This is a genomic window from endosymbiont 'TC1' of Trimyema compressum (assembly GCF_001584725.1).
Classification (GTDB): Bacteria; Bacillota; TC1; order TC1; family TC1; genus TC1.
The window spans coordinates 841,865-854,710 of sequence record NZ_CP014606.1 but is presented as its reverse complement, the minus strand read 5'-3'; the positions used below and the strand labels follow the sequence as shown (position 1 = coordinate 854,710).

Below are 12,846 nucleotides of genomic sequence, written 5' to 3'. Positions count from 1 at the left end.
ATTTATTGCCAACAACTACTTCAGTGAATTTTTCTTTTAAACAAACAATTTCAATTGGTAGTGCTAGTGCGCCTTTTTCAGGAAATGTTGTTCAGCCATTAGTATATACAACTCGAGCATTGTCCTTTGATTTAAATGGCGGAAATGGTTCTTTACCTGGGACTCAAATATTAGCATTAGGTGGGATTAGCAACATCTGTACTTGATCCTAGTTACACAGGATATATTTTCAAAGGTTGGAATACAGCAAAAGATGGAACTGGTGTCACTTGGGATTTTAATACATCACTTATGCCTAACAATGATGTTACTTTATTTGCTCAATGGAAAGGAATTTCCCACAATTTAGTATTTAATATAAATGGTGGAGACAGGAGTACTCCAAATTCCCAAATAATTGCTACAGATGATTTTGCAACCTCTGTTTCTAATCCGATTCGTAATGGCTATTCTTTTGTTGGCTGGAATACTGCGCCGGATGGAAGTGGTATTGCTTGGGATTTTTCCAATACCAAAATGCCTAATCAGGATATTATGCTATATGCTATATGGAAATTAAGTAATAATTCAATAGCAAATACTTTTTCAGATTATTCATTAGCACTAGCTATAGCTGATGCTATAGCAGATGGAGATGTTAATGCTTCTTTAACAGATGATATGATAACAAATTGTACAATTTTAAATTTGGAATCAAAAGGTATTGTTGATTTAAGAGAAATTGGTAAACTAGTTAACTTAAGGCAGCTTTTATTAAAGAATAATGAAATAATGATATTGCCACCTGAAATGAGAAATTTAATTAATTTAGATTATTTAACACTAGATAATCAAAATATATTTTTACCAACTATTCAATATTGTTCTTTTTTTAAATTAGTTTCGCCTATAAAAAATCAAAAAGGTGAGATAGTTCCACCTAAGAATTCATCTGGAAACTATAGTATTAATGGTAATGAGATTATTTGGTATAATCTTGATGCACAAATAAAATTATTAAGTTTCACTTTTGAAGATTCTGTAGTGATTGGGAATGCAACTGCTAATTATTCAGGGACAGTAAACCAACCCTTAACATTTGAAAAATCAAATGATAGTTTATCTATTTTAAATATTTCATCTTTGCCAAAAACAGGGCATTCTGTGTTTATGTTTTCTAGTATTATTTTACTTACAGTTGGGAGTTTACTTAGTGGAATAGGGTTTTTAAAAAGAAAAAATAATAAAGATACAAATAAATAACGTTGATTGATACAAAAAGGCAAATGCAAAAAATGCATTTGCCTTTTTTATTAAGTGCTAATAACGATAAGATATGAGAGGAATAACTATACATTTAGTAAAACTGTAGACATAAGTATAAATAAGGTATACAACGAAAAATGGGAGGTGTATAATATATGGATAAATTATTAATAAAAAATTTAGAAACCATTTATACATTTAATGATGAAGAAGCTGTTTATCATAACTCGGATATTTTAATTGAAGGTCCAGCTATAACAAAAATTCAAAAAAATATCATCATAGAAGAAGGCGTAAAAGTTATTGACGGTTCAAATCTTGTTGCTTTACCAGGTTTTGTCAATACGCATCATCATCTATATCAAACCATGTTTAGAGGTATTAAAGAAGTTCAAGAAATGCCTTTATTTCCTTGGCTAAAAGGTTTTATGAATTTTGGAAACATTTGACTGATGAAACAGTCTACTACGGAGCAATGGTTGGCTTTAGTGAACTTCTGAGAACAGGATGTACATTTACAGCAGATCATCATTACGTATTCCCAAGACAAGCAAAAAAGATTTAATTGATACCCAGATTAAAGCAGGAGAAGAAATTGGCATACGTTTTCATGCTACCCGTGGCTCTATGTCTCGGGGCGTAGATGATGGCGGGTGTTACCACCTCAATCTGTTGTACAAAAAGAATGGGAGATTCTAGAGGACAGTGAACGCTTAATTAAAAGTTTTCATAAAACAGATCGTTTTTCAATGACTCAAGTTGCCCTTGCACCCTGTTCACCATTTTCTGTTACTGAAAAACTAATGATAGAATCAAGAGAAATGGCAACAAAGTTTGGTGTTATGCTTCATACTCACTTAGCTGAGACCATGGATGAAGAGCGTTTTTGTTTAGAAACTTATGGAAAGCGTCCTTATGAAGTTATGGACGACATGGGTTGAATTGGTCCTGATGTTTGGTTTGCCCATGGCATTTATTTTAATGATTATGAAATTAAAAATTTAAGAGGAAGCGGTATAGCACATTGTCCATCATCTAATATGAAACTAAATAGCGGTATTTGTAGAACTAGTGAATTGTTTAATGCTGGTGCAAAATTGAGTATTGGTGTTGATGGCAGTGCTTCTAATGATGGTTCCAATATGTGGGAAGAAGCAAAAAGAGCCTATTTATTGAATCACTTGAAGTATGGAACAGAAGGTCTTAATGCCTATAATATTCTCAAAGTGGCTACTCGCGGAGGCACAGAGGTTCTGGGTAGAATAGATGTGGGTTATCTAGCAGCGCCACGAATGGCTGCTGATATATTGTGCTATATGATTTAAATGGTATTGAGTATGCTGGTTGTCATGATCCACTTGTTAGTCTTGTTTCATTAGGAAACAGTAGCTTAGTGAATCGTAAAATTGTTATTGAAAATGGACGTTTACTAACTGTTAATCAAAATGAAATGTCCATTAAGGCGAGAAGCTTTAGCTGAAAAAAACGTAGAACAAGAAAGAAAAAATTCTTAAGATTTTTTTAAATAAATATGGTATACTAGTAAAAAGGATTTTTAACTAGAAGGAGAAACTATGCATATTATATTAAATTGGAATGAGAAGCTAGCAAGTGTTATTTCACAATATATTAGAGGCCCTTTGGGTATTGTTGTTCATGCTATAATATTAGCTCTTATTTTTGGAGTAATTGGTTTTGTTGTAAATTGGTTAATCCATATTTTGCTAACTTCACTTGTGTGGTTAATACCAATCATTATTGCTGTACTCCTTTTAATACTCTTGATTTACTTAGTTATAAAAAGTTCTAATGACTTTAAACAATATTAATTAATATTGTTTCTTTAAAGAAGATTTACTTTAATTGTAAATCTTCTTTTTTTCGTTAAATTCACATTGACAAAGTATTTCTAACATGATATTCTTATTTTAGCACTTGAGTTAATAGAGTGCTAAAGGGGACTGAAAAATGCAACTAGATGAACGAAAAAAAATGATATTAAAGGCTATTATTAATAAGTATATTGAAGAGGCTGAGCCTATTAGTTCTAAGACTATACTTGCTGACTATAATCTACAGGTAAGTTCTGCAACTATCCGAAATGAAATGGTTGCTTTAGGGAATTTAGGCTATATTAAACAGCCCCATATTTCTAGTGGACGGATTCCATCTTCTCCAGGTTATCGATATTATGTTGATTATCTTATGGATTATGGTGTGCTGGATATATCAGAGAAAAGACTTTTAATTGACTCCATTCAAGGTGAGTTAAAAAGAGTAGATAACTATTTGCAAAAAATTGGTTCTGTAGTCGCTTCTTTAACGAATTATACAGTTTTTGTAACAGAAGAAGCAGAAGGCAATGATCGTGTAAATTTAATTAAGTTAATTGGCTTAATTCAAAATAAAGTGCTATTAATTATAGTACTTACTTCAAAAAGGACTAAGGATTTCCTTTTGAATTTTGCTCAAGTAGTTCAAGAAGAAAAACTAGAGCATTTGTCAAAGTTATTGACAGAAGCCTTTAAGGATAAAACATTAGAATCCATGACACCAGAGCTTAGAAGTAGTATTCAGGATTTATTTCCTGAATTACCAGAGCTTACAAAAGAAATATTTAAGCTTGTTGAAGATACGCTTATAAAGGAACGTGATGTAGAGCTTGTTGTTGAAGGTATTTGCAATATTTTTAAACAGCCAGAGTTCAATCAAGTTAATGTTATTGAGTCATTTCTTTCCACTGTAGAAGAAAAGAATCTTATTTTAAGTACTTTAGATAATGTGCTTGGAACACCAGAGGATATTGATATAAGAATTGGTGAAGAAATTGGTGTTGATTCCCTTAAGGATTATGCCTTAATCTCAACATCCTATAAGTTTGTAGATGGCATTTCAGGGAAAATAGGTATAATTGGACCTACTAGAATGTCTTATAAAAAGAGTGTTCAATTGTTAGAAACAACACTAGAGGCCTTAGGTCAAAGAGAAGAATAATTTTAAGGAGGATATAATGGCTGAAGAAAAAGAGATGGATACTGAGGAAATTATAGAAGAAAATGTAGACATCAAAAAAGAAAAAGAAGTTAAGAAAAAACCTCGTTTGAAAAAGACGGACAAGAAAGATAAGGTGATTGCTGAACTTGAAGAAAAATTACTTCGTGTTCAAGCTGAGTTTGAAAACTTTAAGAGAAGATCAAAAACAGAGCTAGAAGAAATGGCTCGATTTGGTGCAGAAAATATGGTTTTACAAATATTGCCTGTTTTGGATAATTTTGAAAGAGCTTTAAAAATAAAGCCAACAAAGGAAACTGTTGATAATTTTTATGTTGGCATGGATATGATTGAAAAACAGCTTTTAGAGGCCTTAAATTGTCAAGGTTTGGAAAAAATTGAGGCTGTAGGACAAGAATTTGATCCAAATTTTCACGATGGTGTTATGAATGAACCTGTAGTTGACGATGCATTGGCAAATACTGTAATAGACGAGCTTCAAACAGGTTATTTATTAAATAAAAAAGTAGTAAGACCGAGTATGGTCAAAGTTGGGATAAAAGAATAAGGAGGAAATACAATTATGAGTAAAGTAATTGGAATTGATTTAGGAACAACAAATTCATGTGTGGCAGTTATGGAGGGCGGCGAAGCCGTTATTATTCCTAACGCTGAAGGTAATAGAACAACACCTTCAATTGTCGCATTTACAAAAGATGGTGAAAGATTAGTAGGGCAGCTTGCAAAAAGACAAGCTATTACAAACCCTGATAATACAATTGCATCTGTTAAAAGACATATGGGTACAGATTATAAAGTTAAAGTTGAAGGTAAAGATTATACACCACAACAAATTTCAGCTATTATTCTTCAAAAGCTCAAGAAAGATGCCGAGGCATTTTTAGAACAAACTGTTAATGATACTGTAATTACTGTACCAGCTTATTTCACTGATAGCCAAAGACAAGCTACAAAAGATGCTGGCTCTATTGCTGGCTTAAATGTACTGCGTATTATTAATGAGCCTACTGCAGCAGCTCTTTCTTATGGTTTAGACAAAGGAAATGACCACACAATTTTAGTTTATGATTTAGGTGGTGGAACATTTGATGTTTCTATCCTTGAGTTAGGTGATGGTGTATTCCAAGTTAAAGCAACTCATGGGAATAACAAGTTAGGTGGAGATGATTTTGACAATAGAATTATTGACTATTTAGTTGAAGAATTTAAGAAAGCAAATGCTATTGATTTAAAAAGTGATAAAATGGCTATGCAGCGCTTAAGAGAAGCAGCTGAAAAAGCAAAATGTGAATTATCAAGTGTTACAAGCACTTCTATTAACTTACCATTTATTACTGCTAACGATCAAGGACCACAACACTTAGATATTGCCCTTACAAGAGCTAAGTTTAACGATTTAACATCTGATTTAGTCGAAGCAACAATGGGACCTACTGAGGCTTCTTTAAAAGATGCTGGTTTATCTGCTAAGGATATTGACAAAGTAATTCTTGTGGGAGGATCTACACGTATTCCAGCTGTTCAAGAGGCTATTCAAAAGAAATTAGGTAAAGAGCCATATAAAGGCGTAAATCCTGATGAGTGTGTTGCATTAGGTGCAGCTATCCAAGGAGGGGTATTAACTGGTGATGTAAATGATATTCTTTTACTAGATGTAACACCACTATCATTGGGTATCGAAACTCTTGGTGGCGTTGCAACAAGAATAATTGAAAGAAATACAACAATCCCTACATCTAAAAGCCAAGTTTTCTCTACTGCAGCAGACAATCAACCAAGTGTTGATATCAATATTGTGCAAGGTGAGAGACAAATGGCAGTAGATAACAAAAGCTTGGGACGTTTTATGCTAGACGGTATTCCACCAGCAAGAAGAGGTGTTCCTCAAATTGAAGTAACCTTTGATATTGATGCCAATGGTATTTTAAATGTATCAGCTAAGGATAAAGGAACTGGCAAAGAACAAAAAATTACTATTACTGGAAGCACAGGTCTATCTGATGAAGAAATCGATAAAATGGCTAAAGATGCTGAAAAGTATGCTGAGGAAGATAGAAAGAAAAAGGAATCAATTGAATTGAAAAATGAAGCAGATTCTTTAATTTATCAAGGGGATAAATTATTAGCTGATAATGGTGATAAAGTTAGTGATGAAGATAAAACTAAATTTGAAGAAGCTAAAAAATCACTTCAAGAAGCATTAACTAAAGATGATGCAGAAACTATTAAATCCGAAAAAGAGAAAATTCAAAAAGTTCTTGAAGATATTGGTGCAAAAATCTATCAACAAGCTGAAAAAGATAGCCAAGGTCAAGAAGGAGCTAAACAAGAAGAAGATGTTGTTGATGCTGAGTATACAGCAGAGGACAAAGATAAGAATTCCGATAAGTAAGCAGTTCTTATATATTAGGAAAAGACCTGGCATGCCGGGTCTTTTCCTAGTTTAATCTACAAAGGGGATGGAGGAAAACTTTGAGTAAGAGAGATTATTATGAAGTCCTAGGCGTCAGTAAAGATGCCTCTGAGGACGATATAAAAAAAGCCTATAGAAAACTATCTAAAAAATATCATCCGGATTTAAATAAAGAGGCAGAAGCCCCAGAGAAGTTTAAAGAAATTCAAGAAGCTTATGATGTTGTTGGAGACGCTTCAAAAAGAAGCCAATATGATCAATATGATCATATTGATTTTAATAATGCAGGTGGTTTTGGCGGCGCTGGAGATGCTGGCTTTGAAGACTTTAACTTCGGAGGTTTTGGTGATATTTTTGAAAATATCTTTGGTGGTGGAGGACGTCGCGGTGGTCGTCGCCAACAAGGACCAATTAGAGGTGATGACCTAACCTACCAAATGACTATTAGTTTTATGGATGCTGCTTTTGGAACTGAAAAAGATTTTGTAATTCATAGGGAAGATACCTGTGATGTTTGTAATGGCTCTGGGGCAAAACCTGGCACAAGTAAAGAAACGTGTCCTACCTGCGGTGGTATTGGGCAAGTTATGTCATCAATGGGCTTTTTTCAGACTATGAGAACCTGCCCAACCTGTCATGGTACAGGTGAAATAATTAGTGACCCTTGTACAAACTGTAGAGGTAAAGGCAGAGTCAAAAAAGAAAGAACTATACATGTTACCATTCCAGCAGGAATATTTGATGGAGCAAGAATTCGAATTTCTGGAGAAGGTGATGCAGGTATAAACGGCGGTAGCTATGGTGACTTGTATGTGCTAATTAGAATTCAAAACCATAAAACATTTAAGAGAGATAGTAATGATGTCTATTCAGAGATCAAAATAAATATGGTTCAAGCGGCTCTAGGAGATGAAATTGAAGTGGAGACTATTCATGGAATGGAACCACTTACTATTCCAGAAGGTACTCAATTTGGCTCTACTTTCCGTTTAAAAGATAAAGGTATTCAAAAAATGAAGAGTGGTTCTTTTGGTAGTCATTATGTATATGTAAAAGTAGTTGTACCAACTCATTTAAACAAAGAACAAAGAAGTAAAATGAAGGAATTAGGGGATTTAATATTAGATAAACCTCTTAATTACAAACCTAAAAAAGAGAAAAAAGTTTTTGATAAAGTTAAAGACTTCTTTTCAGGAGATTTAAATGAATAATTTAAAGTTAAAGATGGTAGATACAAAATTGTGTCTACCATTATTTTATTACTTAACTTGAAGGAGTAAAAACAGTATAGTATAATATATGCATGCTAAATTGATGTATGGAGGTGGTATTATGCGTGTACTGGTTGGTGCTTTTAGTGTGATTTTAGCATTTGTAGCAATGATTCAATCCTGTGCCTCAGGAGTTATGACAGTAGTTGATTTATCAAACTTCGGATCAGCTATGGCCATTATGATTCTTTGTATATTATTTGTTATTGCTGGTATTTTAGCTTTAGCAGGGAATAGCAGTCGAGTAGCTTTAACTTTTGCAGCAATTTTTTATACGATTGCAGGTGTTGTTGTTTTAATAGCAGGTAATTGGATTTGGGCAATTATTTCATTTGTTTTTGCTATTATTATGATATATTATGTTGCTAAACCAATAAACAATTAATAGTGGTGAAAAGGGAAAAGAGACTAAAAGTGTTTTCTTTTAGTCTCTTTTGTATTAAATAAAATTTATAATAATGAAAACATTATCATATTATTTTATAACAGTAATAAATTAAAGGGTTCATATTGTAATAAGACCTAATATGGCATATAATTGCATGAGAGTAAATTTTAGGAGGAAAGTTGGTCAACAAGAGATTTTGTAGTAGTCGCATTAATAGGTGTAGTTTTCGGTGTATTCTTTCTGGCTCTAGACAGTCTATTATAACTTTTGGCTTATATTGTCTATCTGCCTTAGTTCCAATGTGTGTTGTTAGAAAACCTGGTTCAGCAGTTTTAGGCAGTGTAATTACGGCAGTAGTTAACATTCTAGTAGGTAGCCCTTATGGTATTAACATTGTAGTAGCAGGCTTATTACAAGGGGCTGGTGCTGAAGTTGGTTTTGGCATTAGAAAATACAATAACTTCGGGATTGGATCCTTTACTTTAAGGGCTCTTTTCATTACATTATTTGTAACAATCAGAGATTACTTTATATTTGGATATAACTTATTGCCTATTGGAACTTTGTTAGTCGTTATTATTATTCGTATTCTAAGTGCTTTAATAATCGGTGGGGGCTTAGCTATGTTAATAGCAAAGGGATTACGTAAAGCTGGAGTGGTTAAAACAGAAGAGCATTAGGAGCTTAATGTGAGTATAAAAATCAGAGATTTATCATTAGGATACTCTAAAAACAAACTGGTTTTAAAAAATATATCTTATACCTTTAATACAGGTGAAGTAAATCTACTACTTGGTCCAAGTGGTTGTGGTAAAAGCAGTCTTATGTATATTTTAAAAGGCCTTATACCCCACTCTATAAGTGGACATGTAGCAGGAGATATTTCAAATAATAATATATCAATCAAGGGGCTAGAACCAAGTGTTTTAGCCCCTCAAATTGGTTTAGTGTTTCAAGATCCAGATACTCAGTTTGCTACTTTCACAGTAGAAGATGAGTTGCTTTTTGGTATGGAAAATTTGAAATTTTACCATGATATGGATAAGAGTATCGATGAAACTTTAAAAATTTTAGAAATTGAGCATTTAAGACATCGAAGCTTAAATGCATTATCTGGTGGTGAAAAACAGAGAGTAGCAATTGCTTCAGTATTGTCTTTAAATCCAGAGATTCTTATTTTTGATGAACCAACATCAAATTTAGATGTACACTATCGCAAAATGATTTTTAAGTTAATCAAAAAACTTAAGGAAGAACATAATAAAACAATTATTATTTTAGAGTTTTTAATTGAAATTATTGATAATATTGTTGTTTTAAATACAGATGGTGAAATTAGTGCTAAAGGTAGTAAGGAAGAAGTTTTAAAAGAACTATTAAAAAATAAAAGCTCTGAGGGTATTTATTTACCTAAGGGATTAGAACTTCTCCAGTATTTAAAACATGAAGATGAAAAAAATATACCTTTAACTCAGGGAGAAATAGTAGCCTATATTAAATCCCATCCAGCACATGCCTTAAAAACGTGTATTAACAATCAAAATATAGATTTAAAAAACCTATATTAGAAGCGGAATCCCTTTGTTACTCTATTAAGAACAAGCCTATTTTGAAAGATATTTCATTTACTGTAAATAGAGGAGATTTTATGGCTATTTTAGGACCAAATGGTGCAGGAAAATCAACTTTATCTCATGTAATGTTGCATTTATATAGAAATTATGAAGGCTCCATTAGGTTAGATGGCAAACCAATTAAATCTTATAAAAAGAAAGATTTCTTTCATAAAGCTGGTTTGGTTTTTCAGAATACAGAGTGGCAGTTTGTTAGCTATGTTGTAGAAGAAGAGCTCTACTATAGTCTTAAAAAATTTAAAATGTCAAAAGAAGAAAAAGTTGCTAAAGTAGATAATTTTATTAAACAATTTAATTCGGAAAATCAAAGAAAAGCCAATCCATATTTATTAAGTCAAGGTCAAAAAGAAGATTAAGTGTTGCGGCAATGTTAATTACAGGTCAAGAATTGCTAATTTTAGATGAGCCTACTTTTGGACAGGATGAAGAAAATCAAAATGAACTTTTAGACTATATGAAGTTTATAAATGAAGAGCTGGGTGTTACAGTTATTGTAATAACTCATGATATGGAATTAGTAGGCAGTTTTTGTAATAGAGCTTTAGTTCTTAATCAAGGTTTAAAGGTATTTGATGGTCCAATAGAAGCTTTATTTTTTGAAGATGATTTACTTCGGAAAGTCACTTAGAAAAGCCTTATTGGTATTAAATTAAGGATTTATTGGGGGTTTCAGAGAATAACCAGAAATCTATTGTAAGTTTGCAACAGCTTTATCAATATTTGAAGGAGGCGGAATGCTATGGGATATATTAATGCTTCTTTCTTAAAAGAGGTAAACCCAACTATCAAAATTGTAATTATGATATTAATGACAGTAGTTATAACCATTACTCATGGCTTATTTATCCCTATTGTATCTTTAATGTTTTTTAGTTATTGTTATTTTAGGAAATATTAATACAGTAAGATTATTTAAAAGGTTGTTACCTTTTTTACTCTTTGGTATTTCATTAGCTTTTTTCCTTTGGTTTGCAAATGGTTTTTCGGAAAGTCAAATGATTCCTTGTATTTCAATTGGCTTAAGAATTATTAATTTTTCATTAATGTCAGTTGGATTTGTTCTGACAACTGAACCTCGGGATTTTGTAATGAGTATGATTCAGCAATTTAGGGTGCCTTATGTTATTGGATATTCATTTTTAGCAGCCTACCGTTTTTTACCTACTTTTAGTGATGAATTAAAAAAATAGCTTTAGAGAAGGAAATGAGAGGAGAAGGTATTGGCCATACCTTCTTATCTACACTTAAGAACTCTCCTTCATACTTGATTCCCCTCTTAGCCTCTGCCATGAGCCTTAGCAATGGATAGTAGGGGTTTAGAGCCTACAAGGATAGCGCGCTTAACTATCAAAAAAAAGATTATGCTGTCCTTTTTGCAGTTATAATATTTATAACAATCATTTTATTTATAGCAATAAATTTTGAAGGTTTGGGATTTAGCTTAGGATTGAAAGGAGGCAAATAAAATGCCGTATAAAAAGGGAACAGGGAAAATTGAAGTTTATAACAAGAAAGAAGCATTAGATGGAATTGAAGATGTTACATTAGCGCTGGACTTGAAAAGAGAGCCAGTGGGCATTCGTTTTCTATTTACAGAAGAAGAATATGGGAAAAGTAAGTTAAATGAAGTTATTGGTCATTTGTCCTATTGCATGATGATAGAGAAATCCAGTAGAGGTTGAGGTTTCAAATCTATGCTTTGTCATCACAGTTGTGATGGGGCTACAACTGCTTTAGGTTCAGAGGCAAGTACTGATAGAATTGAATCTGGACTTGAATATTATTCCTATAATTTATATAAGAGTAGAAGCGCTGCTAGAAGAATGAGAAGTAATATTATAAAAGTATGTATGATGAGCATAATACCTATGGTATTGAAGTAAATGCTTTAAAGAACTTTACTGAAGCACCTGATGTAGTTATTTTAGTGGGTAATCCTTATCAAATTATGCGTTTAAACCAAGGCATAGGTTATCATAATGGTCTTAACCTAATATTGATTACGGAGCAATGCAAGCTATTTGTTCTGAATTAACAGTAGTGCCATATTTAACTGGAGGCGTAAATATTAGTGCTTTTTGCCCAAGCACAAGTTTGCTTTCAAGATGGAAAGATGATGAAATGGCTATGGAGCTACCTTTTGATTTATTTCTTAATACGGTTGAAGGGGTTATGGCAACTATAGACGGAACTGATATTAAGAAGAGAAAAAGAGAAATAAAGAATCGTTTTGATGAAAAAGGTAAATCCTTAAATTTAAATTTAAATGGACCTTATTAAATGGCGTTAAAATTAATTTCTTATTTAGGGGGATTCATTTGATTTTCATAATATTTTTAGCATACATAATCAGTTGAACCAGGCATGATAACTTTACTATAATCAAGCCATGCTACAATTGAGAAAAGCCTTCGAACTCATCACGAAAGATATGTAGGATAATATTTTTTAAAGCCCAAAATCAACAGATAAAGGAATAGGGGGCGCTGGTGTTATTGGTGCTCCTTTAACAATTGTCGTTAACTGAAAATTCGCTTCTACGTAAGTCATTGCAGAATTTATAGCATTACTAAAGCATTTAAACATTATAATACCTAATACGATATACACTAGATGATTAAGTTCCAGAACATGAAATCTAAAAATCTTAGAAAATACAACTGTCATACTGATTTTTTATACTTTATTTTAAAGCGAAGTCCAATTATTTGGTTCAAAAGGTATGAATAAGCTTTAAAGTTGTTGAAAATATTTTTATGAACATATTTGCTTCCTCTCGGCTTTCAATTTGTTTTAATAAAACGCTTTTGCCATTACAAGATTATTAGAAACTTTGAATTTTTTTATAGTATATTATTTATATAGGAGAAAATTGTATAATAA

General features: G+C 32.3%; 19 protein-coding genes and 1 pseudogene. All 20 read left to right on the top strand.

The window, feature by feature from the left end:
• Positions 1–5 precede the first annotated feature (5 nt).
• Complete coding sequence (locus tag AZF37_RS05365) at positions 6–206, top strand: Ig-like domain-containing protein (protein WP_088369907.1); 201 nt, start codon at positions 6–8, stop codon at positions 204–206.
• A complete protein-coding gene (locus AZF37_RS05360; RefSeq protein WP_088369906.1) occupies positions 181–1,242 on the top strand; it encodes an InlB B-repeat-containing protein in 1,062 nt (353 codons plus the stop codon). The genes AZF37_RS05365 and AZF37_RS05360 overlap by 26 nt, the downstream gene beginning before the upstream one ends.
• Before the next feature lie 158 nt (positions 1,243–1,400).
• Positions 1,401–1,694, top strand: a complete 294-nt coding sequence (locus AZF37_RS13575) for a hypothetical protein (RefSeq protein WP_483855409.1) — start codon at positions 1,401–1,403, stop codon at positions 1,692–1,694.
• 300 nt (positions 1,695–1,994) lie between these two features.
• Positions 1,995–2,570 (top strand): annotated as a pseudogene (locus AZF37_RS13570) (amidohydrolase family protein).
• A complete protein-coding gene (locus AZF37_RS13565; RefSeq protein WP_483855408.1) occupies positions 2,555–2,725 on the top strand; it encodes a hypothetical protein in 171 nt (56 codons plus the stop codon). Before AZF37_RS13570 ends, AZF37_RS13565 begins: the two are co-directional and overlap by 16 nt.
• A gap of 94 nt (positions 2,726–2,819) precedes the next feature.
• Complete coding sequence (locus AZF37_RS05350) at positions 2,820–3,074, top strand: hypothetical protein (RefSeq protein ID WP_088369905.1); 255 nt, start codon at positions 2,820–2,822, stop codon at positions 3,072–3,074.
• 139 nt (positions 3,075–3,213) lie between these two features.
• Positions 3,214–4,239, top strand: a complete 1,026-nt coding sequence (hrcA, locus tag AZF37_RS05345; RefSeq protein WP_088369904.1) for a heat-inducible transcriptional repressor HrcA — start codon at positions 3,214–3,216, stop codon at positions 4,237–4,239.
• 16 nt (positions 4,240–4,255) lie between these two features.
• Entirely contained in the window at positions 4,256–4,804 is a 549-nt protein-coding gene (grpE, locus tag AZF37_RS05340) for a nucleotide exchange factor GrpE (RefSeq protein WP_088369903.1), read from the top strand.
• A gap of 15 nt (positions 4,805–4,819) precedes the next feature.
• The gene (dnaK, locus tag AZF37_RS05335) at positions 4,820–6,649 is read left to right on the top strand and encodes a molecular chaperone DnaK (RefSeq protein ID WP_088369902.1); all 1,830 of its coding nucleotides are present in this window, start codon (positions 4,820–4,822) and stop codon (positions 6,647–6,649) included.
• A gap of 80 nt (positions 6,650–6,729) precedes the next feature.
• A complete protein-coding gene (gene dnaJ / locus AZF37_RS05330; RefSeq protein ID WP_088369901.1) occupies positions 6,730–7,881 on the top strand; it encodes a molecular chaperone DnaJ in 1,152 nt (383 codons plus the stop codon).
• 121 nt (positions 7,882–8,002) lie between these two features.
• Positions 8,003–8,326: a hypothetical protein gene (locus AZF37_RS05325; protein ID WP_162473919.1), complete on the top strand. Its 324-nt coding sequence runs from the start codon at positions 8,003–8,005 to the stop codon at positions 8,324–8,326.
• Positions 8,327–8,508: 182 nt separating this feature from the next.
• Positions 8,509–9,009: an ECF transporter S component gene (locus AZF37_RS05320; protein WP_088369899.1), complete on the top strand. Its 501-nt coding sequence runs from the start codon at positions 8,509–8,511 to the stop codon at positions 9,007–9,009.
• Between the two features lie 9 nt (positions 9,010–9,018).
• Complete coding sequence (locus AZF37_RS05315; protein WP_088369898.1) at positions 9,019–9,897, top strand: energy-coupling factor ABC transporter ATP-binding protein; 879 nt, start codon at positions 9,019–9,021, stop codon at positions 9,895–9,897.
• Positions 9,898–9,938: 41 nt separating this feature from the next.
• Positions 9,939–10,319 (top strand): ABC transporter ATP-binding protein, encoded by a 381-nt coding sequence (locus tag AZF37_RS05310; protein WP_281178833.1) that lies wholly within the window; start codon positions 9,939–9,941, stop codon positions 10,317–10,319.
• A gap of 11 nt (positions 10,320–10,330) precedes the next feature.
• Complete coding sequence (locus AZF37_RS05305) at positions 10,331–10,591, top strand: ATP-binding cassette domain-containing protein (protein WP_088369896.1); 261 nt, start codon at positions 10,331–10,333, stop codon at positions 10,589–10,591.
• A 111-nt stretch (positions 10,592–10,702) separates the two neighbouring features.
• Positions 10,703–10,861, top strand: a complete 159-nt coding sequence (locus AZF37_RS10455) for a hypothetical protein (RefSeq protein WP_162473918.1) — start codon at positions 10,703–10,705, stop codon at positions 10,859–10,861.
• Positions 10,839–11,153, top strand: a complete 315-nt coding sequence (locus AZF37_RS05300; RefSeq protein ID WP_088369895.1) for a CbiQ family ECF transporter T component — start codon at positions 10,839–10,841, stop codon at positions 11,151–11,153. The genes AZF37_RS10455 and AZF37_RS05300 overlap by 23 nt, the downstream gene beginning before the upstream one ends.
• A 276-nt stretch (positions 11,154–11,429) precedes the next feature.
• Positions 11,430–11,645: a DUF169 domain-containing protein gene (locus AZF37_RS05295; RefSeq protein WP_088369894.1), complete on the top strand. Its 216-nt coding sequence runs from the start codon at positions 11,430–11,432 to the stop codon at positions 11,643–11,645.
• A gap of 164 nt (positions 11,646–11,809) precedes the next feature.
• Complete coding sequence (locus AZF37_RS12345; RefSeq protein ID WP_088369893.1) at positions 11,810–11,998, top strand: DUF169 domain-containing protein; 189 nt, start codon at positions 11,810–11,812, stop codon at positions 11,996–11,998.
• Positions 11,974–12,243, top strand: coding sequence for a DUF169 domain-containing protein (locus AZF37_RS12340; RefSeq protein ID WP_088369892.1), 270 nt, complete (start codon positions 11,974–11,976; stop codon positions 12,241–12,243). The genes AZF37_RS12345 and AZF37_RS12340 overlap by 25 nt, the downstream gene beginning before the upstream one ends.
• The last annotated feature ends 603 nt before the right edge of the window (positions 12,244–12,846 follow it).